The sequence below is a fragment of the Nocardia sp. CDC159 genome (genome assembly GCF_023740735.1).
GTDB classification, from domain to species: Bacteria; Actinomycetota; Actinomycetes; order Mycobacteriales; family Mycobacteriaceae; genus Nocardia; species Nocardia pulmonis.
In genome coordinates, this window is sequence record NZ_JAMRXH010000014.1 from 34472 (window position 1) to 58517 (window position 24046).

General features: G+C 68.2%; 24 protein-coding genes. 11 read left to right on the top strand and 13 right to left on the bottom strand.

Translation table 11 applies throughout. The annotated features are described in order from the left end of the window. Nucleotides 1-35: 35 nt before the first annotated feature. A complete protein-coding gene (locus NDR87_RS26700; protein WP_251915804.1) occupies nucleotides 36-1184 on the bottom strand; it encodes a cystathionine gamma-synthase in 1149 nt (382 codons plus the stop codon). A 106-nt stretch (nucleotides 1185-1290) separates the two neighbouring features. On the opposite strand from NDR87_RS26700, the gene NDR87_RS26705 reads away from it, so the two are divergent. Beyond that, nucleotides 1291-2454 carry an acyl-CoA dehydrogenase family protein gene (locus NDR87_RS26705; RefSeq protein ID WP_286014093.1) on the top strand — a complete coding sequence of 388 codons (1164 nt, stop codon included), beginning with the start codon at nucleotides 1291-1293 and terminating at the stop codon, nucleotides 2452-2454. Nucleotides 2455-2507: 53 nt separating this feature from the next. Then, the gene (locus tag NDR87_RS26710) at nucleotides 2508-2855 is read left to right on the top strand and encodes a DUF6401 family natural product biosynthesis protein (RefSeq protein ID WP_251915811.1); all 348 of its coding nucleotides are present in this window, start codon (nucleotides 2508-2510) and stop codon (nucleotides 2853-2855) included. A gap of 70 nt (nucleotides 2856-2925) precedes the next feature. On the opposite strand, the gene NDR87_RS26715 is transcribed toward NDR87_RS26710, so the two are convergent. The 4 genes from NDR87_RS26715 to NDR87_RS26730 all read right to left on the bottom strand — a co-directional run bounded on the left by NDR87_RS26715 (nucleotide 2926) and on the right by NDR87_RS26730 (nucleotide 8151). Further along, nucleotides 2926-4149: a hypothetical protein gene (locus tag NDR87_RS26715; RefSeq protein ID WP_251915814.1), complete on the bottom strand. Its 1224-nt coding sequence runs from the start codon at nucleotides 4147-4149 to the stop codon at nucleotides 2926-2928. A gap of 127 nt (nucleotides 4150-4276) precedes the next feature. Then, a complete protein-coding gene (locus NDR87_RS26720; protein WP_251915817.1) occupies nucleotides 4277-4852 on the bottom strand; it encodes a transglycosylase SLT domain-containing protein in 576 nt (191 codons plus the stop codon). Nucleotides 4853-5337: 485 nt separating this feature from the next. Then, on the bottom strand, nucleotides 5338-6507 hold the full coding sequence (locus NDR87_RS26725) for an AbrB family transcriptional regulator (RefSeq protein ID WP_251915819.1): 1170 nt from the start codon (nucleotides 6505-6507) through the stop codon (nucleotides 5338-5340). 267 nt (nucleotides 6508-6774) lie between these two features. Further along, on the bottom strand, nucleotides 6775-8151 hold the full coding sequence (locus NDR87_RS26730; protein WP_251915822.1) for a cystathionine beta-synthase: 1377 nt from the start codon (nucleotides 8149-8151) through the stop codon (nucleotides 6775-6777). Between the two features lie 133 nt (nucleotides 8152-8284). On the opposite strand from NDR87_RS26730, the gene NDR87_RS26735 reads away from it, so the two are divergent. From NDR87_RS26735 to NDR87_RS26750, 4 genes are all read left to right on the top strand, one after another. Beyond that, on the top strand, nucleotides 8285-8752 hold the full coding sequence (locus tag NDR87_RS26735) for a hypothetical protein (protein ID WP_251916115.1): 468 nt from the start codon (nucleotides 8285-8287) through the stop codon (nucleotides 8750-8752). 98 nt (nucleotides 8753-8850) lie between these two features. Further along, nucleotides 8851-9711 (top strand): SGNH/GDSL hydrolase family protein, encoded by an 861-nt coding sequence (locus tag NDR87_RS26740; protein ID WP_251916117.1) that lies wholly within the window; start codon nucleotides 8851-8853, stop codon nucleotides 9709-9711. A gap of 72 nt (nucleotides 9712-9783) precedes the next feature. Continuing rightward, the gene (locus NDR87_RS26745; protein ID WP_251915825.1) at nucleotides 9784-11004 is read left to right on the top strand and encodes an acetyl-CoA C-acetyltransferase; all 1221 of its coding nucleotides are present in this window, start codon (nucleotides 9784-9786) and stop codon (nucleotides 11002-11004) included. A gap of 84 nt (nucleotides 11005-11088) precedes the next feature. Next, a complete protein-coding gene (locus NDR87_RS26750) occupies nucleotides 11089-11427 on the top strand; it encodes a DUF1330 domain-containing protein (protein WP_251915827.1) in 339 nt (112 codons plus the stop codon). Nucleotides 11428-11517: 90 nt separating this feature from the next. Here NDR87_RS26750 and NDR87_RS26755 read toward each other — a convergent pair whose 3' ends face one another. Both NDR87_RS26755 and NDR87_RS26760 read right to left on the bottom strand, forming a co-directional pair. After that, the gene (locus NDR87_RS26755; RefSeq protein WP_251915830.1) at nucleotides 11518-12375 is read right to left on the bottom strand and encodes a Bax inhibitor-1/YccA family protein; all 858 of its coding nucleotides are present in this window, start codon (nucleotides 12373-12375) and stop codon (nucleotides 11518-11520) included. 146 nt (nucleotides 12376-12521) lie between these two features. After that, nucleotides 12522-13673 carry a methyltransferase gene (locus NDR87_RS26760; RefSeq protein ID WP_251915833.1) on the bottom strand — a complete coding sequence of 384 codons (1152 nt, stop codon included), beginning with the start codon at nucleotides 13671-13673 and terminating at the stop codon, nucleotides 12522-12524. A 72-nt stretch (nucleotides 13674-13745) separates the two neighbouring features. On the opposite strand from NDR87_RS26760, the gene NDR87_RS26765 reads away from it, so the two are divergent. The 3 genes from NDR87_RS26765 to NDR87_RS26775 all read left to right on the top strand — a co-directional run bounded on the left by NDR87_RS26765 (nucleotide 13746) and on the right by NDR87_RS26775 (nucleotide 15427). Further along, nucleotides 13746-14303, top strand: coding sequence for a hypothetical protein (locus NDR87_RS26765; protein WP_251915836.1), 558 nt, complete (start codon nucleotides 13746-13748; stop codon nucleotides 14301-14303). A gap of 33 nt (nucleotides 14304-14336) precedes the next feature. Next, the gene (locus tag NDR87_RS26770; RefSeq protein WP_251915839.1) at nucleotides 14337-14759 is read left to right on the top strand and encodes a DUF6153 family protein; all 423 of its coding nucleotides are present in this window, start codon (nucleotides 14337-14339) and stop codon (nucleotides 14757-14759) included. Between the two features lie 62 nt (nucleotides 14760-14821). Continuing rightward, entirely contained in the window at nucleotides 14822-15427 is a 606-nt protein-coding gene (locus NDR87_RS26775; protein WP_251915842.1) for a DUF305 domain-containing protein, read from the top strand. A gap of 146 nt (nucleotides 15428-15573) precedes the next feature. Here NDR87_RS26775 and NDR87_RS26780 read toward each other — a convergent pair whose 3' ends face one another. Further along, nucleotides 15574-15864 carry a hypothetical protein gene (locus tag NDR87_RS26780; protein WP_251916119.1) on the bottom strand — a complete coding sequence of 97 codons (291 nt, stop codon included), beginning with the start codon at nucleotides 15862-15864 and terminating at the stop codon, nucleotides 15574-15576. 143 nt (nucleotides 15865-16007) lie between these two features. Next, nucleotides 16008-17684, bottom strand: a complete 1677-nt coding sequence (locus NDR87_RS26785; protein WP_251915844.1) for a DUF885 family protein — start codon at nucleotides 17682-17684, stop codon at nucleotides 16008-16010. 269 nt (nucleotides 17685-17953) lie between these two features. Here NDR87_RS26785 and NDR87_RS26790 point away from each other — a divergent pair, with 269 nt between their 5' ends. Continuing rightward, nucleotides 17954-19156, top strand: coding sequence for a CdaR family transcriptional regulator (locus NDR87_RS26790; RefSeq protein WP_251915856.1), 1203 nt, complete (start codon nucleotides 17954-17956; stop codon nucleotides 19154-19156). On the opposite strand, the gene NDR87_RS26795 is transcribed toward NDR87_RS26790, so the two are convergent. The 3 genes from NDR87_RS26795 to NDR87_RS26805 are packed head-to-tail and all read right to left on the bottom strand — an operon-like array spanning nucleotide 19153 to nucleotide 21648. Further along, entirely contained in the window at nucleotides 19153-20172 is a 1020-nt protein-coding gene (locus NDR87_RS26795) for an alpha/beta hydrolase family protein (protein ID WP_251915858.1), read from the bottom strand. The two genes, NDR87_RS26790 and NDR87_RS26795, sit on opposite strands and share 4 nt — an antisense overlap. A gap of 55 nt (nucleotides 20173-20227) precedes the next feature. Further along, on the bottom strand, nucleotides 20228-20890 hold the full coding sequence (locus NDR87_RS26800) for a TetR/AcrR family transcriptional regulator (RefSeq protein WP_251915860.1): 663 nt from the start codon (nucleotides 20888-20890) through the stop codon (nucleotides 20228-20230). A gap of 41 nt (nucleotides 20891-20931) precedes the next feature. After that, a complete protein-coding gene (locus NDR87_RS26805) occupies nucleotides 20932-21648 on the bottom strand; it encodes a class I SAM-dependent methyltransferase (RefSeq protein WP_251915863.1) in 717 nt (238 codons plus the stop codon). Nucleotides 21649-21854: 206 nt separating this feature from the next. On the opposite strand from NDR87_RS26805, the gene NDR87_RS26810 reads away from it, so the two are divergent. Then, nucleotides 21855-22406, top strand: a complete 552-nt coding sequence (locus tag NDR87_RS26810) for a hypothetical protein (RefSeq protein ID WP_251915864.1) — start codon at nucleotides 21855-21857, stop codon at nucleotides 22404-22406. Between the two features lie 9 nt (nucleotides 22407-22415). On the opposite strand, the gene NDR87_RS26815 is transcribed toward NDR87_RS26810, so the two are convergent. Next, on the bottom strand, nucleotides 22416-23912 hold the full coding sequence (locus tag NDR87_RS26815) for an amino acid permease (protein WP_251916121.1): 1497 nt from the start codon (nucleotides 23910-23912) through the stop codon (nucleotides 22416-22418). Nucleotides 23913-24046: the final 134 nt, after the last annotated feature.

Here is a 24046-nt window from a genome sequence, read left to right on the forward strand (position 1 = left end):
GAATTGCAGCACCGTTGCCGGACCCGTCCCCTTATTCAGCCCAGCGCCTGCTCCACGTCGGCGAGCAGATCGCTGATGTCCTCGATGCCGACCGACAGTCGCACCAGATCGGCGGGCACCTCCAGTTCGGAACCGGCGGTCGACGCATGCGTCATGGCCCCGGGATGCTCGATCAGCGACTCCACACCGCCCAGTGATTCGGCGAGGATGAAGATCTTCGTGCGCGCGCAGAAGTCGTGCGCGGCCTGGTGCCCGCCGCGCAGGCGCACCGAGATCATGCCGCCGAAGCGGCGCATCTGCTTCTGCGCCACCGGATAGCCCGGATGCTCGGGCATGCCCGGGTAGATCACTTGCGCGATGGCCGGATGCTCGGCCAGGAAGGCGGCAATGGTCTCGGCGTTGTCGCAGTGCCGATCCATCCGCACCGCAAGGGTTTTCACCCCGCGCATGGTGAGGAAGGCGTCGGTGGGGCCGGGCACCGCGCCCGCGCCGTTCTGCAGGAAGGCGAAGGCCGCGTCCAGTTCCGGATCGTCGGTGATCAGCGCACCGCCGACCACGTCGGAGTGGCCGCCGATGTACTTGGTGGTCGAATGCAGCACGATATCCGCGCCCAGCAGCAGCGGCTGCTGCAGGTAGGGCGAGGCGAAGGTGTTGTCCACCACCAGCTTTGCCCCACCGCCGTGGGCGATATCGGCCAGCGTGGCGATATCGCCGATATTGAGCAGCGGGTTGGTCGGCGTCTCCAGCCAGACCAGCTTGGTGTTGGGCCGCAACGCCGCGCGCACCCGGTCCGGATCCGACACCGGAGCCACCGAATACTCGATGCCCCACTGGGTGAACACCTTGTCGATGAGCCGGAAGGTGCCACCGTAGGCGTCGTTGGGAATCACCAGATGATCGCCGGGCCGCAGCGTCGATCGCAGCAGACAGTCGGTGGCCGCCATCCCCGAGGCGAAGGCCCGTCCGTGCCGCCCCGATTCGAGCGCGGCCAGATTGGCCTCCAGCGCCGTGCGGGTCGGATTGCCGGTGCGCGCGTATTCGTAGCCGCCGCGCAGCCCGCCCACCCCGTCCTGGGCGAAGGTCGAACTCGCATAGATCGGCACGTTGACCGCCCCGGTCTGCGGATCGGGATCGAATCCGGCGTGCACGGCCCGTGTGGAGAACCCCAACTGATCGTCCGTCATGGCTGCCAGCCTAAGGCCGCTCCCTTCGGAATTCTTCCGGTGTCCCTCCCGAGTCGGCTCGCGGATGTCCTGTCGCGTCGGTCGGGCGACCGATAATGTGGCGTGTATGACCACTGTGGACGAACTTTTCGCCATCGATTCCCTGCTCAGCGATACCGAGATACAGATCCGGGACACGGTTCGGCTGTTCGGGGAGCAGCGGCTGCGGCCGCATGTGGCGGAGTGGTTCGAGCAGGGGACGTTCCCGGCCCGGGAGCTGGCGCCGGAGCTGGGCAAGCTCGGTCTGCTGGGTATGCATCTCGAGGGGTACGGATGCGCGGGGACCTCCGCGACCGAGTACGGGCTGGCCTGCCTGGAACTCGAGGCCGTGGATTCCGGTGTGCGCAGCATGGTTTCGGTGCAGGGCTCGCTGGCGATGACCGCGATTCACAAGTACGGCTCGGAGGAGCAGAAGCAGCGCTGGCTGCCCGAGTTGGCGGCCGGCAACGCACTGGGCTGTTTCGGCCTCACCGAACCCGATTTCGGCTCCAACCCCGGCGGGATGCGCACCCGCGCCAAGCGCGACGGCAGCGACTGGGTGCTCGACGGGGCGAAGATGTGGATCACCAACGGCTCGGTCGCCGATGTGGCGGTGGTGTGGGCCCGCACCGACGAGGGCATCCGCGGCTTCCTGGTCCCGGCCGGAACCCCCGGCTTCACCGCCCGGGAGATGCATCACAAGCTCTCGCTGCGCGCGTCGATCACCGCGGAGCTGGACCTGGACGGGGTGCGGCTGCCCGCCGACGCGCTGCTGCCGGAGGCCACGGGCCTGGCCGCGCCGCTGGGTTGTCTGTCGGAGGCCCGCTTCGGCATCGTGTTCGGCGCGCTGGGCGCGGCGCGGGACTGCCTGACCACGGCCATCGACTACGCGCGCACCCGCGAGGTGTTCGACAAGCCGCTGGCGGCGTATCAGCTGACCCAGGCCAAACTCGCGGATATGGCCGTGGAGCTGGGCAAGGGCATGCTGCTGGCGCTGCATCTGGGACGGCTGAAGGATCGGGGCGGGCTGCGGCCGGAGCAGGTCAGCGCGGGCAAGCTCAACAGCACCCGCGAGGCCATCGCCATCGCCCGCGAATGCCGTACGATCCTCGGCGCCAACGGCATCACGCTGGACTATCCGGTGCTGCGCCATGCCAACAATCTGGAGTCGGTGCTCACCTACGAGGGCACGGCCGAGGTGCATCAGCTGGTGCTGGGCGAGGCGCTCACCGGGTCCAAGGCCTTCCGCTGACCTTGGGCAAGGTCACAGTGCTGCCGATGCTGCCGAATTGCTAGTATCACCTGGTGTTTTTGCTCGGCTCCGCGTTGCTCGAAGTGTCGGCGCGCAAGACCCTGACTCGCCTGCACAAGACGCACGGAGTTCCGGCGCAGGCCGCCGCCCGGGAGATTCCGGCGGTGTCGGCGGCCCTGGATCAACATGCGGCGGCCGTGCGCGACATTCTCGAACTGGGTGTGGAGAATTCGGCCGCGGTCCCGGTCAGCGTATTGCTCGCCGGATATGCCCGCGGTCTGCTCGAACATTCCGGACGGGCGGCGCTGCGCACACCCCAGGGATCCGGCGAATGGTGCGATGCCGATTGGTTGCAGTTGCGGCTGGCCGGGGTCTGCCTGCTGGCCGGAATCCAGGCCTGAACGTGAGAAAGCCTGAGCGGCCGCGTGATTCGCGGCCGCTTTAGGCGAATTCGGTAGATCCCTTCGGATTTCAGCGCCGGTGCTGCTGATTACCCTGCCCGCGTTGATCGCCGTAGCCCTCGTCCCCGCGATTCGGGCCGTTGTATCCGGCGTTTCCGCGATTCGGGCCGTTGTAGTCGCCGGACCCGGGGCCGTTGTATCCCGAATCGCCCCGATTGGGACCCTGGTAGCCGGAATCTCCGCGGTTGGGACCGTTGTATCCCGAGTCCCCGCGCTGAGGACCGTCGTAACCCGAATCGCCGCGGTTCATCCCGCCGTGCGGCATACCCTGTTGCATACCGGACTGGGGGCCGTAGCCGAACTGACCGCTCACCGGCCCGTAGCTCATGCCGGCGCCCATCTGCTGGCCGCCCATCTGCTGGCCGCCGCCCATCCGGCCCATCTGCTCGGAACCGTAACCGGCATTGGCCATTTCCGGCGTCCACCGCTCCTCGCGGCCTTCATCGGGGGCCCACTGCCCACGGCCCTCGCCGCGGGCCCACTGCTCGCGGACCAGCTGCCGCTGCCGCGCGGCGTCCTCGCGGCCGCGCTGATAGGCCTCGGCGTGGCCGCGCAACTGCGGCATCTCGCCCTCGACGGTTTCCAGCCAGCCCTCCCAGCGCTGTTGCATGGGCCGGACCAGGCCGCCGCCCACGCCGACCACCAGCACGCCGCCGATGGTCGCCAGCACGGTGATCAGGATGGGCACGGTGACCGAGGTGGCCACGCCGATCTGATTGAGCGCGGCGATGATGCCCACACCCCAGATGAACACCGCGGCGATCCGGCCCAGCATGCGGCCGTAGGACAGGCCGCTGAGCATATTCGCGACCAGATCCATGACCGCCCGCGCGATCGCGCCCGCGATGCACACGATGACGATCGCGATCGCGGCCCGCGGCAGCCAGGCGACGATGCCGTTGAGCATGTCGCTGACCGGATTCGGCCCGAAGGCCCCGAAGCCGATCTGCAGCGCGATCAGGATGATCGCGTAGTAGACCAGTTTCACCAGGATGTCGGTGGCGTCGTATCGACTCCGCGACAGCATGTCCTGGATGCCGCCGCGCTCGACCAGGCGGTCGAATCCGATTCGGCGCAGAATCCGGTCGGCGATTTTCGCCACCAGCTTCGCGATGATCCAGCCGACGAGCAGGATCACCAGGAATCCGACGAACTTGGGCACCCAGGTGGCGACCGAACTCCACGCGTTCGAGACGCCCTGCTGCCATTCGATAGCCAAACTGGAGGTGTGCACCGGCCCATCCCTTCGCCATCTGCCATCCGGACGGTTTGCCAGAACTGCTTCAAGGGCGGTTATACCCCGAGTTGATCACCCGAATCACTAGTTAGCGGCGATATTGCTGCAAGATTGTTAGACAGCGTCAGTAAGCGGAACTGACATTGTCCATCGACCCGTAGCGCGACGCCGCGTAATTGCAGGCGGCCACGATATTCGCGACCGGATCGTAGATGTCCCACGACGTGCCGTCCACATGATAGGCGCGGAACGTCGGATCGATGACCTGCAGCAGGCCCTTGGACGGGATGCCCGCTGCCGCATTCGAGTCGTAGAGGTTGATCGCCCGCGGATCGCCCGACGATTCGCGCAGCACATTGCGCAGGATGCCGTCGTAGCTGCCCGGAATTCCGTGCGCGGCCATGATATCGAGGGCCTGGTGAATCCAGCCGTCGAGGTTGTCCGGGTAGCTCGGCGCGGGCGGGGGCGGCGGCGGGAGCACGGGCAGCGGGGCCGGGGCGGGCATCGGAGCCGGGATGGCGGCGGGGACCGCCTGGGGTGCGGAGGCGGCGATCGTCGACGCCAGCGCGACCGGCTCCACGGCCTCCGAGCGCTGTCCGGCCGCGCCCGAGATGGCGGCGACGGCGGCCAGGGCCAGGGTGGCGGATCCGGCGGTGCGTGCGACCGCCTTGGCTCTACTGCTCTTGGGGGACTTCGACATTCGACGTGGTTCCTACTCTCTGACGGCCTGACGGCCCGCAGCAGGCAGCGCTGAACCAGGGCGAGCCCGTCGGGGGAACTCACCTGAGCGCTGGATGCTGTTGTGCTGGGATCGGGGAGAGACTCGCTCCCCATGGACGCGGCCCGAATCAGGGATGGCCGGGTATTCCGGCGGCGTCGGCCGCGTTCCGCATTCGCGTTGGGCTACTCCTCGTGCTTTCAGACCTGGGGTCTGTTTCGAACGAGGTCACAGGATGATTGCGGCAGGTTACATTAAACCGACCGAAAGGTGAACAAATGGTGCTACGCCACCGTAGGTTCGTCGCCCTACACCGCCCGCAAGCCTCTGAACAGCTTGTTTAGCTGAAGCTAACGAGTGGTACGGATCACGTAAAAACTCGTCGTGTCACGCTGGACGATGGCCGTTTGTCCGTTTTCGGACGGCTTCAGGTCCCGAACGGTAACGGCCGAAAGTCCCGATCCGCCTCAGCCGCGTCGGGCCGACAGCGCCGCCTCGGGCAGGGCCGTATCGGATACATCGGCCTCGGGCAGCGTGGCGGCGACCGCCGCATCCGGCCCGGGGACCTCGGACGTCGGGACGCGCGTCCGCAGCACCCGAACCACCAGCGGCAGCAGCAGCACCATCACGATCAACCGAATGCTCTGCACGCACGTGATGAGCGGGGTGTGCACGGTCAGATCCTCGGCGGTGGCCAGCACCGCGTTGATACCACCGGGCGTGGTGGCCAGATACAGGTCCGTGGGTCGCAGCTCGACGAACCAGCCGAGGCCGAGCGCGAGCGCGGCCACCAGTCCCGACAGCGCCACGACCGCGGCGGTCATGGCGGGAATGAGCCGGGCCATCTCGACCACCACCGCGCGGGTGAATCGGGTGCCCACCTCGAAGCCGATGAAGACGAACAGCAGCTGCTTGAACAGATGCGTGGGCGCGTAGCCGTGGCTCACCCCCGCCGCGGTGAGCGCCATCGCCAGCAGCATCGGGCCGAGCAGCGCCGCGTTCGGCAGGCGCAGCCACCGCCCGACCCGCGTTCCCACCAGACACAGGACGATGGCGATGGACAGGCCGGCCACCTGATCACCGCGGCCCACCACCATCCAGGCGGGCAGGTCCGGATTCGTGACGCGGCTGGCGATCGCCTCCGCCGATCCGTCACCGTCACCGAGTACGGCGGCCACCACCGGCGCACTGAGCGCCACGAAGCCGACCCGCAGATACTGCATGAAGGCCACCCGGCGGGCGTCCGCGCCCAATTCGTCCGCGCAGGCCACCACGGCCGCCGAACCACCCGCCATCAGGCCCAGCGTCGCGGTCGCGATGTCCATCCCGGTGAAGCGCGCGAACACGATCGCCACCAGCACGCTGAACGCCAGCGTGGCGACGGTGACCAGCAGCACCGGAATCAGGTCCCAGCCGATCGCGCGCAGCAGCGACACCTCGAGATAGCTGCCCATCAGCACCCCGAGCATGCCCTGGACGCCGGTGGTCAGCGACTGCGGCAGCGGTGCGGGCAGGCGCCCGCTCAACGCCAGCGCCGCGCCGACGACGAGTGACACGATCATCGCGGGCGCCGGGAAACCGACGCGCCCGAGCAGTTCCGCGGCACCCAGCACCGCGGCCGTCAGAAGTACCCACACAAAAGCCTGTCCCCGAGTCATATGACTCCATCATCGCCAGCGCCCATGAACTTCCGGTAACGATTCAGTTATCCAGGGTACTCAGCGGGGTGATTCGGCCCTCATGGCGCGATTACCCTTGATCATCAGGGGAATTCGTCAGACCGTGTTTATACCCTCTCACCTGGAAATACTTTGCCGAGCTTGTAGCTACATCCCAGCTGTTACCATCTGGAAACAAAAAACGCACCCCGGCCGGGCGGCCGGGGTGCGTTGCGATCGGGCCCGTCAGTAGGAGCTGAGGAAGCCGAGCAGATCGTGGCGAGTGATCACGCCGATCGGCTTGCCGTCCTCGACCACCATCAGCGCGTCGGTGGATTCCAGCGCCTTGGTCGCCGCGGACACCGGTTCGCCGGAACCGATCAGCGGGAACGACTCGCTCATATGCTTGGACACCGGATCGGTCAGGTGCGCGCGCCCCTCGAACACCGCCGACAGCAGGTCCCGCTCGCTCACGCTGCCCGCCACCTCACCGGCCATCACCGGCGGCTCCGCGCCGACCACGGGCATCTGCGAGACGCCGTATTCGCGCAGGATCTCGATGGCATCGCGCACCGTCTCCGACGGATGGGTGTGCACCAGATCGGGCAGCGCGCCGGACTTACCGCGCAGCACATCGCCGACCAGCGGTTCGGTGCGGCCGTCCAGGCGCGAGCGCAGGAAGCCGTAGGAGCTCATCCAGCGGTCGTTGAAGATCTTGGACAGATAGCCGCGGCCGCCGTCGGGCAGCAGCACCACGACCACCGCATCCGGATCCCGCTCGGCCACCCGCAGCGCGGCGACCACGGCCATCCCGCAGGAACCGCCGACCAGCAGGCCCTCCTCGCGGGCCAGGCGGCGGGTCATCTCGAAGGAGTCGGCATCGGAGACCGCGATGATCTCGTCGGGGATGTTCGGGTCGTAGGCGCTGGGCCAGAAGTCCTCGCCCACGCCCTCGACCAGATAGGGGCGACCGGTGCCGCCGGAGTACACCGAACCCTCCGGATCCGCGCCGATCACCTTCACCTTGCCGCCGGAGACCTCCTTGAGGTAGCGGCCCGCGCCGGTGATCGTGCCGCCGGTGCCCACGCCCGCGACGAAGTGGGTGACCTTGCCCTCGGTGTCGCGCCAGATCTCCGGGCCGGTGGTCTCGTAGTGGCTGGCCGGGCCGCCCGGATTGGAGTACTGGTTGGGCTTCCACGCGCCCTCGATCTCGCGGACCAGGCGATCGGAGACGCTGTAGTAGCTGTCCGGATGGTCCGGCGGCACGGCGGTCGGGCAGACCACCACGTCGGCGCCGTAGGCGCGCAACACGTTCCGCTTGTCCTCGCTCACCTTGTCCGGGCAGACGAAGACGCACCGGTAGCCGCGCTGCTGGGCGACCAGCGCCAGGCCGACACCGGTATTACCGGAGGTGGGCTCGACGATGGTGCCGCCCGGCTTCAGCAGTCCCTGCTCCTCGGCGGCGTCGATCATCTTGACCGCGATGCGGTCCTTGGAACTGCCGCCCGGGTTGAGGTACTCGATCTTCGCCGCCACCAGGCCGGAGTCCGGGCCCACCACGGAGTTGAGCCGAACGAGCGGGGTGTTGCCGATCAGGTCGACGACGTGGTTCGCAATGCGCATAACCCCATCGTCGCAGAATCGGCCCGGGCGCATGGATCGGGTGCGATTCGTCCCGCGTGTCCCCTATGCGGCGCGGCGTCCACCACATAACGCGATACCGCACGAAATCCGCCCTATCATCGCCCGCGTGAGGATGCCGAAGACCGCCCGCGCTGTCGTGATCGGAGCCCTCGGGACCGCCGCGATCGTCGCGCCCGCGCATGCACAGACCATCGAATTCCCCCAGACGACGAGCCTGTTCTACGGCGGATTCTGCTGGGGCAACATTCGGACGTGGGCCGACACCGGCCCCGATCTTCCGGGCCGCGCCGTGCTCAACGTGCAGGCGCTGCCGGTGACGGGTGTCGGCCCCGGCGACTACCCCCTGGCCCCGCTGTGCGAGGTGGACACGACCGTGTCCTGGCGCAACATGACCAGCGGGGCCGCGGGCGAATACCGCGTCAACGTGGTGGCCGGTCTCTACGGCAGCATTCTCTACGCCATGCTCCAGGACACCGGCCCGGGCCACATCGAGGTCGTCGTCACCACCAACGGCCCGCACCTGCCCGTCCGCGGCTCCTTCGACGTCCCGGCTCCCCCGCCGCCGCCACCTGGGCAATAACTTCTCCCCGGCTGCTCACAACCGATCGATCCGGCACGATATATGCAGGCGTAATCGACGCGAGAAGGGCTGCGGCGGAAGGTGGCGGCGTGGGGAAGATGTGGCGGACGTTCGCGGCGACGGGAGCCGCGACCGTGGTGGCGGGGTCCGGCGCCACGGCCGGGTGGTGGGCGACCTACAAATTGCTGTCGTCGCAGGCGCAGGCCGCGCGGACGGTGATCGGCCGCGACACCTCCAAACCCCCGGAGGCCGACGGGGTCTACACCGCGGGCTGCCTGGCACCCGAGCGGTGGCGCACCGGGGTACCCATCGATCTGCATCTGATGGTCTTCGGTGACTCCACCGCCGCGGGTGTCGGATGTGTGAGCGCCGAGGAGGTTCCGGGTGTGCGCATCGCGCGCGGCCTGGCCGAGGCGACCGGGCAGCGCATCCGGTTGAGTACCAAGGCGATCTCGGGCGCCACCTCGAAAGGCCTTGCCGGACAGGTGGACGCGATGTTCGTGGCGGGGCCGCCGCCGGACGCGGCGGTGATCCTGATCGGCGGCAACGACATCACCAAACAGCATTCGGTGCTGCGGTCGGCGCAGCGGGTCAAACAGGCGGTGACGCGATTGCGCGCCGCGGGCAGCGTCGTCGTGGTCGGCACCTGCCCGGATCTCGGCACGGTGGCGGCGATTCCGCAGCCGCTGCGCACCGTGGTCCACGGCTGGAGCGTGCGGCTGGCCCGGGCGCAGGCGGCGGCCACGCTGGCCGCGGGCGGCTGCCCGGTGCCGATGGGCGATCTGCTGGGCCGTGATTTCCGCAGCACGCCCGAGATCCTGTTCTCTCCCGACGGTTTTCATCCCTCGGCCGCGGGCTACGAACTCGCCGCGAGTCATCTGCTACCCGCGCTGCTGCGCGAACTGCGGGCGAGCGATCGGGACATACCAGGTGTTCCCCAGTCGATCGCCGCGACGTAAATTCGGAGGAGAATTCCAGATAGCTGCACCGAGCAGTCGCTTGGCTGTTCGCCACCGACATAAGGAGTCCTCATGCCCGAGGCCGTCATCGTGTCCTACGCCCGCTCCCCGATCGGACGGGCTGCCAAGGGCTCCCTGGTGAGCATGCGGCCGGACGATCTGGCCACCCAGATGGTGCGTGCCGCGCTGGACAAGGTGCCCGCCCTGGCGGCTGCCGAAATCGACGATCTGATGCTCGGCTGCGGCCAGCCCGGCGGCGAGGGCGGCTTCAATATGGCGAAGGTGGTGGCCACCCAGCTGGGCTACGACTATCTGCCCGGCACCACGGTCAACCGCTACTGCGCCTCCTCGCTGCAGACCACCCGCATGGCCTTCCACGCCATCAAGGCCGGTGAGGGCGATGTGTTCATCTCCGCCGGGGTGGAGACGGTGTCGCGATTCCCGAAGGGCACCTCCGACGGCTGGCCCGACACCCACAACATCAAGTTCGCCGAGGCCGAGGTCCGCACGGCCAAGCGTGCCGAGGGCGGCTCGGACGGCTGGCAGGATCCGCGCGAACTCGACCAGCTGCCCGACATCTATATCGCCATGGGCCAGACCGCCGAAAACGTCGCCCAGTTCACCGGCATCTCCCGCGAGGATCAGGACCACTGGGGCGTGCGCTCGCAGAACCGCGCCGAGGAGGCCATCAAGTCGGGCTTCTTCGAGCGCGAGATCACCCCGGTGACCCTGCCCGACGGCAGCGTGGTGGCCACCGACGACGGCCCGCGCCCCGGCACCAGCTACGAGAAGGTCTCTCAGCTCAAGCCCGTCTTCCGCCCCGACGGCACGATCACCGCGGGTAATGCCTGTCCGCTCAACGACGGCGCGGCGGCGCTGGTGATCATGAGCGACAGCAGGGCTCGCGATCTCGGCCTGACCCCGCTGGCCCGCATCGTCTCCACCGGCGTATCCGGCCTGTCCCCGGAGATCATGGGCCTCGGCCCGATCGAGGCCACCCGACGCGCCCTGCGGATCGCCGGAATGACCATCGACGATCTGGACCTCTACGAGATCAACGAGGCCTTCGCGGTGCAGGTGCTCGGTTCGGCCCGCGAGCTGAAGATGGACCTGGACAAGTTGAACGTCTCCGGCGGCGCCATCGCCCTGGGCCACCCGTTCGGCATGACCGGCGCCCGCATCACCGCCACTCTGATCAACAACCTCCAGACCCACGACAAGCAGTTCGGCCTGGAGACCATGTGCGTCGGCGGCGGCCAGGGCATGGCCATGATCATCGAGCGGCTCAGCTGAGCCTTACCCCCGAGGTAATCGACTCGGCTCCTCGGACACGGAAACATCGTGGGCAGCAAGCCCTTCCGTCCCGAGGAGCCGAGAATGACCGCCTACGCCATCGCCCACCTGCACAACGTCGACCGCAATGCCGAGATCGTGACGTATCTGCGGCGGATCGACGCCACGCTGGCCCCGTTCGGCGGCAGATTCATCGTGCACGGCGGGCGCCAGCAGGTCGCCGAGGGACCCGCCGACGGCACCTTCATCGTCATCGAATTCCCGGATTACGAAGCGGCGCAGGGCTGGTACGCCTCCCCCGCCTATCAGGAGATCCTGCCGCTGCGGCTGCACAACGCCGAGGGCATCGCGAGCCTGGCCGAACACTGCGGCGACGATCATGTGGCCACCGACGTCCTGCCCGCGGCGCTGCTCGAGAACTGAGTCGCGCCAACGTTGTCACAATCCGCCGAATACGCCGGTGGCCACCGGGTCGTCCCGGTGGCCACCGTTGTCAGTGCGTCGAATCCGCGATCACTCGCTCTGGAAGTAGCTCAGCAGCCGCAGGATCTCGGTGTAGAGCCAGACCAGGGTGATGGTCAGACCCAGGGCCACGCCCCAGGCCGCCTTTTCCGGAGCCTGCGCGCGGATGAGCTGATCCGCGGCGTCGAAGTCGAGCAGGAAGCTGAACGCCGCGATCGCGATGCAGACCAGGCTGAAGATGATGGCGATCGCGCCGCCGTCGCGCAGGCCGAAGCCGCCCGGGGTGAAGAACGCGGCGATCAGGTTGCCCAGCATCAGGACCAGGACACCGATCATGGCGCCGAACAGCATTCGGGTGAACCGCGGCGTCACGCGGATCGCGCCGGTCTTGTAGACGACCAGCATGCCGAAGAACACGCCGAAGGTGCCGAGCACGGCCTGGGCGATCAGGCCCGAGCCGCCGACGCCGCCGAAGGCGACATTGGTGAACATGAACGACAGCGCGCCCAGGAACAGGCCCTCGGCGGCCGCGTAGCTCAGCACGATGGCCGGATTGTCCTGCTTACGGCCGAAGGTCGCGACGAGCACCAGCACCAGTCCGACCAGGCCGCCGACCAGGACGAACAACGGGGCGAGCGCATGGTTGGCCGCGGTCAGAGCGTAGGACAGCACCGCCGCGACCGTCACCACGCCCAGCGTGATGCCGGTCTTGGTGACGACGTCGTCGATGGTCATGGGCCGGGCGGCCGGGGCAGCCTGGGAGGGCTGGTACTGCTGCTCGTATCCGTACGGCTGCTGTCCGTACTGAGCGAATTGTCCGGCGCCCGCAGCCGCCGAACCGAATCCCGCGTATCCACCGCCTTGCTGTTGCGGCAGGTTCTTGAAGATCGGGTTGCTTGAGGTGCGCACCGTTCTCGTGCCTTTCCGAAGGTTCGCGGCCCACGTCGGTCGTGGCCGTTCTGAGTATCCAACGTCCGGTACGAGAAGCAAGTTCCCGAACCGGACAGAAGTCGGACAATTTGGACTCTACCGCGAGCGCGCGGTCGCAAAGCAGACTAATCCCGGCGGAGGTCGTGCAGGCCGCAAACCGACCGAGTCACCGTGAACTTCCGGTTGCGACCGACCACATCGGTGCGGCCGACCATGCGCTCCATGACGCCGCGGTAGTTGAGGTGGGAGTTGTAGACCGTCCACAGCTCGCCGCCCGGACGCAGCACGCGGCCGGTCTCGGCGAACATCTTGATGGCCGAACCGGTGTGCACCGCCGCCCCGACATGGAACGGCGGATTGCACACCACCAGATCGGCGCTGTGATCGTCGACCTCGGACATGGCGTCGTCGCGCAGCACGGTCACCCGATCGGCGACGTCGTTGGCGGCGGCGGTGGCGCGGGCCGAGGCGACCGCGGCGGCGGACTGGTCGGTGCCGATCACGCTGAGGTGCGGACGGGCCTTGGCCAGCGTGACGGCGAGTATGCCGGTGCCGCAACCGAGGTCGATGGCCTCGCGGGCATCGGGTTTCATCCGCCGCAGATGTTCGAGCAGGAAGCGGGTGCCGATATCGAGCTTCGGCCCGGAGAACGCGGCGCCGTGCGCCACCACCTCGAGATTCAGCTCCTCGATCAGCTTGCGCACCGGAAAGGGCGGCTCGCCCAGTAGCTTCGGCCCCTGTGCCAACAGGATTCGCGACTTCTGCCGACCGCGGCTGGCCCGCACCTCCGAAAACGATTCGGCCAGCACGTCGTTCATGGCCGGGGTCAGATACTTGTCGCGGGCACCGGCGAACACCTCGACATCGGGGTCGGCGTACCGCGCGATGGCGTCGGCGATCTCGGCCAGTCCGGACAGCGCCCGGGGCAGCCGCAGCAGCACCACCTTCACATCCTCGAACAGCCGCGGCCCCAAAGCCTGCGCGCTGTACCGATCGGCCAGGCCGACCGCGCGGGCGTTGTTGGCCAACGCCAATTCACCTGTCAACAGGTCTTGATGCACCCGCACGTCGCGCAGATCGTGCGCGGCGATCGCGCCGAGGGTGAGCGCGCCGTAACCATCGTCGACGACCGCGACGTGGCCGCTGCCCGCCTTGGCCAGGGCATCGGCCGCGACGTCGAGGATCAGCCGATCGGCGGCGTCGACGGCATAGAGGTTCACCGCCTCCACATCCGGATAGCGCCGCAATCGGCTCAGCACGTCCTCGACCTCCAACACACCTACAGTGTGCTAGATCGTTGCCGTGTCGTCGCGACCACCCCACTGGTTACACCGCATACCATCTGCCCCATGCGTAACAGGCTGGTCTTGATCTCGATCGCGGGGTTCGCGCTGCTGACGGGTTGCTCGAACGGCTCGTCGCAGCAACCGCCGGGGGCCGAAGCGGGGGTGACCACCGAGGCGAAACCCACGGCCACGACGCCGGTTCAGGGCAAGCCGTCCACCGACGCGCGGCTGACCGTCGCCGACATCCGCATCGGACATCACGACGGGTTCGATCGCGTGGTCTATCGACTCGGCGGCATCGGCCAGCCGGGCTGGCGGGTGCAGTACACCGACCGGGCCGTGCAGGACGGCAGCGGCAAGCCGATCGAGGTGGCCGGGCGCTCGATCCTGCAGGTGCAGATCCTGGGCTCGGCCTACCCGTGGGACAGCGGCGTTGCCGAATACGCCGGGTCGGACCCGGCGACCGATCCGAGTGCGCCGACGATTGCCGGGGTGTACAGCACGCACGTCTTCGAGGGTACGACCCAGTCGTTCATCGGGGTGAATGCCGAACGTCCGGCGTTCTCGGTGACGGCGCTGACGAATCCGGCCCGGCTCGTGGTCGACGTCGCCACGCGCTGACGGCACTCTCGCGAAGCGCCCTAGACTGTCGGCGTGACCGATCCGAACCGGCCGACCGGACGCCTGCGGGCGCTCGGGCTGTTCGTGCTGGTCGTCGGGGTCATGATCATGCATGCGGTCGTCTTCGGGGCGGGGCACGGCGCGGCGTCTGCCGAGCCGCACGGGCACGCCGCCCACGCCGCCCACGCGGCGCAGCCCGCCGCCCACGCGCCCGCCCCCGCCGCGTCGCACGGATCCGATTGCGACGACTGCGGAACCGGCCACGGGGGCATGCACGGTTGCGTATTCGTATTGTCGGCGCTCGCCCTCGCGCTGGGGCTCGCGCTCCTGGCCTGGGTCGGCGTCCATCCCGGCGATACCGCCGGATCGGGCGCGGCCACCCGCTCGTTCCGCCGTACCCGGGCGCCGCCCTGGACCGTCCTGTCGCTACCGGAGTTGTCGATTCTGCGGATCTGATGGACCGCGCCCTCGCGCGCGCCCATTTCCCAGATATTCACCAATTCCTCAGGAGCACAATCATGTTCGGTTCACGTACTCGAATCACCCTGGCCGGTACCGGGATCGCCGTCGCCCTGCTCGTCGCGGGTTGCGGCAACAACGATTCCGACAACACCACCGGCTCGAATATGCCCAGCACGAGCCACGGCGCGAGCTCGTCCGCCGCCTCGGCGCGCACCGACTTCAACGACGCCGACGTGTCGTTCCTGCAGATGATGTATCCACATCACGCGCAGGCCGTGGACATGGCGAAGCTGGTGCCGACGCGGTCTCGAGATCAGCGGCTGATCGCACTGGCCGCGAATGTCGAGCAGGCCCAGTCCCCCGAGATGCGCGAAATCGAGGATTTGCTGCGCGGCTTCGGCAAACCCGCCCCGACCGCCACGATGGGCCACGACATGAGCGGCATGATGTCGCATGACCAAATGACCGCTTTGGCGAATGCCTCGGGGCCGGAATTCGATCGAATGTGGCTGCGGATGATGATCGACCATCACCGCGGGGCGGTCGAGATGAGCAATACCGAGCTCGCCTCGGGCGCGAATCCGGACGCCAAGGCCCTCGCCCAGAAGATCATCGCCGCCCAGCAGGCGGAGATTCAGCAGATGCAGACGATGTTGGGTTGATCCCGGCGAAAGCGTGCCGGGAACCTCAGGTGATCAGTGCCGGGAACCTCAGGTGATCAGTGCCGGGAACCTCAGGTGATCAGTGCCGGGAACATCGGGTGATCAGTGCCGGGATGGCCACCGCCATCCCGGCACCCCGGTCGGCATCAGCTCCCGATGACCGCGTTCATGATGGTTCCGGCGCTGGTGGCCGTGGCGCCGCCGATCATGGCTCCGGCGACCATCTTCGGCGATTCCAAAGCGCCGCCGTTCCACTTCTCCCAGGCGAATTTGCCGCCGCCGTAGGTGACGGCGGTGACGCCGGAGAGCAGGACGAACCAGGTGAAGTAGCGGACCATCTTGAGCAGCTTGTCGGCGGCCGGCGGAGTCTCCGGGGTCGGGTTTCCGACCTGGGCCACCACCGTCGTGTACACGTCGTGTGCCGCGGCGAGAACCATGCTCACGTTCGTTGTCCTCTCGGATGCTGTTATGGCGGAGCATGCTGACAGAACTCGTCGTACCAGTACATTGAACCGCACGCTGGCTGTTTGCCGCATCCGGACACACCGTCGAGCGACCGCGACCGGCAACTCCCGGCCCGCTACAGCGCGGCGACCAGCTCCCGCAGCACCGGCAGGCTCACCGAGCCCGCGCCGAGCACGGCGTCGTGGAACGCCTTGATATCGAACCGATCTCCGAGCCGCTCGGCAACCCGCGCACGCTGCCCACGGATCTCGAGCTGCCCGATCTTGTAACCGACGGCCTGACCCGGCATGGCGATGTAACGGTCGATCTCGCTCTCGATCTCGGTGCGGCCGATCGGCACATTCGCGACCATGTAATCGATCGCCTGCTGGCGGCTCCAGCCCTTGGCGTGCAGGCCGGTGTCGACGACCAGTCGGCAGGACCGGAACGAATCGGCCGCCAGCATTCCGATCCGGGCCAGATCGTCGGCGTACAAACCCATTTCGTCGGCGAGCCGCTCGGTGTAGAGCGCCCAGCCCTCGACGAAGGCGGTGTTGGCGAACGACATCCGCTGGAAACGCGGCAGATGATCGAGCTCATTGGCGATGGTCAGTTGCAGGTGATGGCCGGGAATGGCCTCGTGATAGGCGATCGCCGCGGTCTGGTACCGGGGGCGGCTGGCCGGATCGTACTGATTCACGAAATAGGTGCCCGGCCGGGAACCGTCCGCCGCGGGCGGGAAGTAGTACGCGCCGGGCGCATCCGCGGCGAGGAATTCGGGAACCGGGACGATATCGCAGGATTGCTTCGGCATGCGGCCGAACCAGTTGGGCATCTCGGCATTCGCGGCGGCGAGCGCGGCACGCGCATCGGCCATGATCTCCTCGCCACCGGTGTAGTGCAGCTCCGGATCGCCCTGCAGCCGCGCGAAGATCTCGGCCTGATCGGTCAGGCCGAACAGCTTCGCCCCGATCCGCGCGTACTCCTCGCGCAGGCGCTCCAACTCGGCCAGCCCGGTCTCGTGGATCTCCTCCGCGCCCAGGTCGTCCAGGGTGGTGTGCCGGCGCAGCTGGCGGCGGTAGATGTCCTCACCATCGCCGCCCAGCCAGCACAGGCCCACCCGGTCGTCGGGCCGCGCGGCGGGCAGCAGCTCCGCGGCCAGCACCTCGCGATAGGCGCGCACCGCCGGGCGCACCACATCGCGCACGACCTCCGACAGCGTTGTGCGCCACTGCTTCTCACCGTCCCAGTCCCGCGGTCCGGGGAAGGTGACGAAGGCGTCGGTCGCCGGATCGGAGGCCAGATATCCGTCCAGCTGGTGCAGCGACCGCTGGATGACGATGCGCGCTGGGCTGCGCCCCGCGGCCAGTCCGGCCCGGAACCGCTCGGTGGCCTGCCCGAACATGACGTCGAACTGGCGGAACCGCCGTACCAGCGCCTCGGCGTTCGCCGGGGTCGGCGCATTGGTCTGCGACGCCAGTGTCAGCACCTGGGCATGCACGCCGTCCATCTGATCCGACGCCAGTTCCAGCGGCCGCCAGGACAGCTGATCGACCGTCGCGGCGAGTTCGGTGCGCAGCAGGCTGCGGGTGGTCCGGTCCTCGGCGCTCAGCGCGGCCGGATCGATCTCCGAAACCCGTTGCAGCAGGCCCTGATACACCCCGATCAACCGCTGCTCGGCCTGTTCCGACAGATCCTCGACCCGATCGTCGAACCGGTGGTCCCCGAGCAGCGTCGCACTGCTGGGGGCGGCCTCCAGCACGGTGTCCCAATACTTCTCGGCCAGGTCGATGAGTTCCTCGTGGGCATTCATGGCCCCATCATGCCCCGCCGCGCCCGCCTCGACCGCCGCGTTCGCACTACCCTGCCACTGGCCGAGCTGTTCGGCACGCGGGTATGGCCGCCGCGCCGACGATCCACCGGCTGTACCCGGCTCCGCAACAATCTGGCGACTAGCCCGAAACCCCCGAAACCCCTGTCACTTTCATGCCGGACGGTTGCGTGGCGATGGGCGCGCTCGCTAGGGTTGGCCGCTACTGGGAACGTTCGTGTTCCTCGAAGACGCGAGTGCGGAGCACCTCCATGAACGGACGCGCAAGGCACGATGTCCGGAACCTGTCACGGCAATTGGTCGGCCACTTCGCCGCACACGTGGCGCCGTGCGCGACCCTGCCCGGGGACGCGTTACGCGGGGACATCACCGCGGTCACCCGAGTCTGCCTGGAATTGACCATCGACGTGCTGGAGGGCCGCGAACCCGACGACAAGGTCGAATTCCTGCAGCAGGCGGCCGCGGGCTGGGCCCGGGAGGGCATCCCGATCGACACCGTGCATCACGCCGTGCACGAGGGTTTCAAGCTGGCCTTCGATCTGCTGCTGACCCAGGCCGAACCGCATGAGCGGCCGTCGGATCCGGCCCAGTTACTGCTGCGCGTACTCGACACCATCACCCCGGCCGTCGCGCTGGCCTATGTGCGCGAGCATCAGGCGGCGGTCAGTGAACATCACACGGCCGTGCACACCCTGGTCTCGGCGCTGCTGTCGGGCCACCCCACCTCCACCATGGCCCGCGAGAGCGGTATCGAGATCGCCCCCGCCTACGCGGTGCTCGCGATGAGCCTGCCCCGCCACCGCGACGAGACCCATCCGGGCGTGGACGCCAAGGTCGTCGCGCGCCGCAAGCTCAGGCGGCTGCAGACCGAACTGGCCCGCTGGTGCGGCGGACGCGCCCTGTCGCTGCTGAGCGTCGACGGTGGCACCGTACTCGTTCCCGAGGACGCGATCGCCGACGCGGAGCTCGACGATCTGATCGGCCGATTGTCCGATGCCGCACAGGTTCCGGTGACCGCGACGGTGATCACCGCGGCCACCGCCGAGATCCCGGACGGCGCCGATCGCGCCCATGAACTCCTCGATACCGTGCTGCGCCTGCGCAGCGCGCCGGGCCTCTACCGCTTCGCCGACCTGGCCATGGAATATCAGCTCACCCGGCCCGGCCCCGGGCTGGACCGGCTGGGCGCGCTGCTGGATCCGCTCGACGACCATCCCGATCTGCTCGAGACCCTGCGCAGCCACCTCGCCACCGGCCTGTCCCGCCAGCGCACCGCCCGCCAACTCCAGGTGCACACCAATACGGTCGACTATCGCCTCAAGCGCGTCGGCCAGCTCACCGGCCTGGATCCCACCCAGCCCGGCGGCCTGTGGTACCTGCGCGCCGCCCTGGTCGCGCGCACCTATCGCAAGTCCGACCCCGCGGCCGCCGAGCGACCGCGGGCCCGGCTCTAACCCGTCAGACCCATGCCCTGTGCGAGCAGCGGCCACGAATTGTGCAGCGCCTGTTCCCAATACGGCCAGTAGTGGGTGCCGACCGGATCGAACTGATAGGTCGCTGGGATGTTCAGTGAGTCGAGCCGGTTCTTCAGGTTGGCGGTGCAGCCGTTGACCGCGGCCTCGATGATCATGCCGAGCGCGAGATTCACGCCGCCGGTGGGACCCGGGGCGTTGGTGGTGTAGTACTTGACGTCCTCCATCACCGGAATGCCGCTGCCGCTGGAGATGTAGAGCAGGGTGCCGCGCAGCTTCTCGGCATTGAGCACCGGATCGTTCTCGGCCCACAGCGGGCTGTCGGCCGGGCCGTACATATTCCGGGTGTCACCACCGGCCCAGGTCTCGGTGGAGAGCTTGACGAACTGCTGCCCGATCGGATCGGCGATCTGCGCGCAGCCGCTGTAGGCCGCGACGGTCTGCCACAGGCCCGGTTTGGCCTCGGCCAGTTGCAGCACCGAGGTGCCCGAGGTGGACAGGCCCACCAGCGCGTTGCGTCCGGTGGCGTTCAGGGTCGCGTCCAGCAGCGGGGGCAACTCCTCGGTGAAGAAGGTCTTCCACTTGTTGCGGCCCAACGCCGGATCGTCCCTGATCCAGTCGGTGTAGTAGCTGCCCCGGCCGCCGATCGGCTGCACGACGTTGACGTGCTTGTCCGCCAGCCACTCCAGCGCCTTGGTCTGACCGTTCCAGCTCGCGGTGCCCTCACCGCCGTCCAGGCCGTTGAGCATGTACAGATTCGGCGCGGGCGCCGACTCGTCCGCCGGGCGCTGCACCTCCACCGGGATCTCGGTGCCCATGGCCGCCGAGTACACCTTCAGATGCCAGCTGCGGCCCTGTTTGGTGACCGAGCTGACCGACGAGGGTTTCGGTGGTTCCGCCGCGGCGGAACCACCGACCAGCGTCAGCGACACGGTGGCGGCGAGTGCGGCGGCGGTGGCCCGCAGCGCGGCGATATTGCGTGGTTCGAAGAGTTTCATCGAAGGTCACGTCCTCCTTCGAGGAAGAACTGTTACACGCCAAACCCCTTCGGCGTCAACGCGCTACGGCTCCGGCCCGGCACAGGACCAGGGTGGTGTGGGTGAACAGTGGGGCGAGTTCCGGCAGGGCCGCCGCGCCCCGCTCGGTCAGGCATGCCCGGATGCGGTCGTCGATCCCGCCGATCAGCATGTCGACCAGACCGGGATCGGGGGCCGTGGGCAGATCGCCGGTGCCGACGCCCGCGCGGACGATACCCATCAGACAGTCGGCGAACAGGTCGTGAACGCGAGCGCGATGCGCGGTCAGCGGGCCACCGGCGGCCAGGGCCTCCACATACAGCGCCCGGGTCGCGGCAGGATCGGCGGCGAGCATCGCGAGATGGACCTCGAAGGACAGCCGGATCCGGGCGGCGAAATCGCTTGTCTCCCAAGCACCGATCGTCTCCCCGACGCGTCGCAGGCCGAGCTCGATGCCGAAATCGTAGGCGGCGGCGAAACAATCGTCCTTGCCACCGAACATGGCATAGAACGTGCGCCGCGCCACCTGCGCGCGGGCCACGATATCGGCGACCGTGGTGGCGGCGTAACCGAGTTCGCCCACCACGACCAGCGCGGCCGCGCACAGGCGTTGATACTGCGACGATTCGACCTCCGCCCGGCTGAGCCGATGCCTGCCGCGCGGCAGCGGTCCGGCCATTCCGTCGGTCTGCACACTCATGCCGACCAGAATATGGACAACCCGACCGGTCGGGCGCGCCCTCAGTTCCGGGTGGCCTCCAGCACCCAGGTCGGCAACCGCATCTGCCCCGCCTCGTTCACCTCGGGGTCGAAACCGCCGGCCCGGAACGCCGCCAAGGCCTCGGCGGGCGGGGCGACGGCCGTCACCCGATCGGCCCGCAGGCCGTCCAGCGTCCAGTCTGGAGCCGAGAACAGTTCGCGCAGTTCGGTTTCGGCGACCGGATACGGCGAATACAGCCGCGCGATGGAATTCTCGGGGAAGCAGGACAGCACCAGCCGCCCGCCCGGGCGCAGCACCCGGTGCAGCGCGGCGACATTGGCCCGGCGCTGCTCCGGATTCAGGCAGTGCAGCAGCATGCTGCTCACCACGGTGTCGAAGCGGCCGTCGTAACCGGCGAGCACGGTGGCGTCGGCGACGGCGAATTCGACCTGCGCACCACGTTCGGCGGCGCGGGCGCGCGCCATCTCGATGGCGGTCGGCGCGGCATCCAGTCCGGTCACCCGGTAGCCGCGACCGGCCAGGAAGACGGCATTGTCACCCGGCCCGCAACCGACGTCGAGCACCTCGCCCGAAATCCGGCCCGCCGCTTCGTATTCCACCAGCATCGGCTGCGGTTGCCCGGTATCCCAGGGCATTCGCTCCATGACGACACCCTCCACCAGCGTGCCGTCGCGGTAGCCACGCTCGAAGTCCACTGTGGTGAGGTCGATCTCCGGTTGCGCGTCGCTGTCGGTCATCAGATCCGTCCCCGTGGTCGGTGCTCGCACCCGTCGACGCAAGTCTAGACCTCGAATCGGAGGGGGCGGCTCCGTTTGGGCGACACCCCGAAAAATCGGCGGTGGCGATGCCATGGGAATGCATTTGCTAGAAGGTAGCCTTGCTCTTCGGCAAGACGGTCGTCCGTCTTGTCCACCTGTCAGGGACGGCAGAGAAACGAGCACCTATGGTCACGATAGGGCAGTTACGGGCGGCACTGGCAATTCTGCGTGCCGAGGTGGAGCAGGTCGCGGCGCAGGTATGGCGCCGTGAGCTGAGCGGCGCCGACACCCCGGGCGTGGAACACGCCATGCTCGCGGGCCTGCTGTACCGGTTGCTGGGCGCGGAGCTGCGCCGGGCGCTCAGCGATGCGCCCGATCTGGCCAGCCTGGCCGACCGGGCCCGCGCGGCGGGGCCGGGAGCCGTCCGGCTGCGCGATGAGGACGCCTCGGCGCAGGCACACTTCGAGGCCTACTGGCTCACCGACCGGATCGCCCAGCTCTACGACTCCGCCGACCAGGTCCCGCCGCCGCTGGCCGCGGCGGCCTACACCGCCGAGGCCACCCGCACCCTGCTGCGCATCCATCACGATCAGGACCGCGGCGGTCGGCTGGACGCGGGATACGCCTACTGGGAAACGATTATCGAGCAGCTCGATCGCGCGAGGGCGCTGGCCCGGTCCGCCCACGCGGCGGCCGAGACAGCGCCCCAGGTTCCCGCGCAGAGCGCGCCGGAGTAAGCGTCGATACTACTGAGTTCCCTTGCGTAGCACCGACTTCCGCGCGCCATAGGCGAAATACAACACCAGGCCGATCGCCATCCAGACCACGAACCGCAGCCAGGTCTCCACCGAGAGGTTCAGCATCAGCCACAGGCAGGCCAGCACGGCGAGGATCGGGATCAGCGGCACCAGCGGCACCCGGAATCCGCGCGGCAGTTCGGGCCGCGTCCGGCGCAGGATGATCACGCCGATCGAGACCAGCACGAAGGCGAACAGCGTGCCGATGTTGACCATCTCCTCGAGCGTGCCGAACTCCACGAATCCGGCCAGCAGCGCGCAGATCACGCCGACGATGACGGTGAGCCGCACCGGCGTGCCCTTGCTGCCGGTGTGCGCCAGCCCGCGCGGCAGCAACCCGTCGCGCGACATGGCGAACAGCACCCGGGTCTGCCCCAGGTACATCACCATGACCACCGTCGTCAGACCGGCCAGCGCGCCGATCGAGATGATGTTCTTCGCCCAGGTCACCCCGTGGATCGCGAAGGCGGTCGCGAGCGTGGCGTCGCCGCTCTGCAGTTCGGTGTAGGGCACCATGCCGGTCAGCACCAGCGATACCGCCACGTACAGCACGGTCACGATGAGCAGCGAGCCGAGAATGCCGCGCGGGACATTGCGCTGCGGGTTCTTGGTCTCCTCGGCGGTGGTGGCGACCACGTCGAAGCCGATGAACGCGAAGAACACCAGGCTCGCCGCGGCCAGCAGGCCGTACCAGCCGAAGGTGCTGTGCCCGGCGCCGGTCAGCCAGGAGAACAGCGTCTGATGCACGCCCGAACCACCCTCGCCCGGCTTGGACGGCGGAATGTAGGGCGAGAGGTTCTCGGCCTTGAAGTAGGTGAGGCCCACCACGATCACCAGCGCGATCACCGCCAGCTTGATGGCCACCGCGACCGCCGACACCCGCGAGGACACCTTGGTGCCCACGGCCAGCAGCACGCCGAGCACCGCCAGCAGCAGTACCGAACCCCAGTCGAAGGTGATCGATCCGAAGTGCGCGACCGGGGTGGTGCCGATGACCTGGCCCAGATACTGCGACCAGCCCTTGGCCACCACGGCCGCGGCGAGCGCGAACTCCAGGATGAGGTCCCAACCGATGATCCAGGCGGCCAGCTCACCGAAGGTCGCGTAGGAGAAGGTGTAAGCGCTGCCCGCGACCGGCACGGTCGAGGCGAATTCCGCGTAGCACAGCGCGGTCAGGCCGCAGGCGATGGCGGCGAAGACGAAGGCCAGCGACACCGAGGGCCCGGCCACGTTACCGGCCGTGCGCGCGGTGAGGGTGAAGATGCCCGCGCCGACCACCACGGCCACACCGAAGATGGTGAGATCCCACGCCGTCAGATCCTTGCGCAGCTTCGCGTCCGGTTCGTCGGTGTCGCGGATGGACTGCTCCACCGACTTGGTGCGGAACAGTCCGCCCCATCGGCCGGGCGACTCACCTCGGGTCGTGCCCTGTTCTGAACCTGGGATAGCCAACCTCATACTCCTCTGTCGTAGCTGTCCCCCGCTCGACCCGCGGCGAGCACTAGCAGCGAGCAAACATAGCAGCCGACCGAGTGATCTAGGTCTCCGGGTAACCGCGACAAGAATATGCGAGCGGAGCC

Coding starts and splice junctions, on each gene's coding strand:
- NDR87_RS26700 (WP_251915804.1), bottom strand. CDS start 1,184: ATGACGGACGATCAGTTGGGGTTCTCCACACGGGCCGTGCACGCCGGA.
- NDR87_RS26705 (WP_286014093.1), top strand. CDS start 1,291: ATGACCACTGTGGACGAACTTTTCGCCATCGATTCCCTGCTCAGCGAT.
- NDR87_RS26720 (WP_251915817.1), bottom strand. CDS start 4,852: ATGTCGAAGTCCCCCAAGAGCAGTAGAGCCAAGGCGGTCGCACGCACC.
- NDR87_RS26730 (WP_251915822.1), bottom strand. CDS start 8,151: ATGCGCATTGCGAACCACGTCGTCGACCTGATCGGCAACACCCCGCTC.
- NDR87_RS26735 (WP_251916115.1), top strand. CDS start 8,285: ATGCCGAAGACCGCCCGCGCTGTCGTGATCGGAGCCCTCGGGACCGCC.
- NDR87_RS26740 (WP_251916117.1), top strand. CDS start 8,851: ATGTGGCGGACGTTCGCGGCGACGGGAGCCGCGACCGTGGTGGCGGGG.
- NDR87_RS26745 (WP_251915825.1), top strand. CDS start 9,784: ATGCCCGAGGCCGTCATCGTGTCCTACGCCCGCTCCCCGATCGGACGG.
- NDR87_RS26750 (WP_251915827.1), top strand. CDS start 11,089: ATGACCGCCTACGCCATCGCCCACCTGCACAACGTCGACCGCAATGCC.
- NDR87_RS26765 (WP_251915836.1), top strand. CDS start 13,746: ATGCGTAACAGGCTGGTCTTGATCTCGATCGCGGGGTTCGCGCTGCTG.
- NDR87_RS26775 (WP_251915842.1), top strand. CDS start 14,822: ATGTTCGGTTCACGTACTCGAATCACCCTGGCCGGTACCGGGATCGCC.
- NDR87_RS26780 (WP_251916119.1), bottom strand. CDS start 15,864: ATGGTTCTCGCCGCGGCACACGACGTGTACACGACGGTGGTGGCCCAG.
- NDR87_RS26785 (WP_251915844.1), bottom strand. CDS start 17,684: ATGAATGCCCACGAGGAACTCATCGACCTGGCCGAGAAGTATTGGGAC.
- NDR87_RS26790 (WP_251915856.1), top strand. CDS start 17,954: ATGAACGGACGCGCAAGGCACGATGTCCGGAACCTGTCACGGCAATTG.
- NDR87_RS26795 (WP_251915858.1), bottom strand. CDS start 20,172: ATGAAACTCTTCGAACCACGCAATATCGCCGCGCTGCGGGCCACCGCC.
- NDR87_RS26800 (WP_251915860.1), bottom strand. CDS start 20,890: ATGAGTGTGCAGACCGACGGAATGGCCGGACCGCTGCCGCGCGGCAGG.
- NDR87_RS26805 (WP_251915863.1), bottom strand. CDS start 21,648: ATGACCGACAGCGACGCGCAACCGGAGATCGACCTCACCACAGTGGAC.
- NDR87_RS26810 (WP_251915864.1), top strand. CDS start 21,855: ATGGTCACGATAGGGCAGTTACGGGCGGCACTGGCAATTCTGCGTGCC.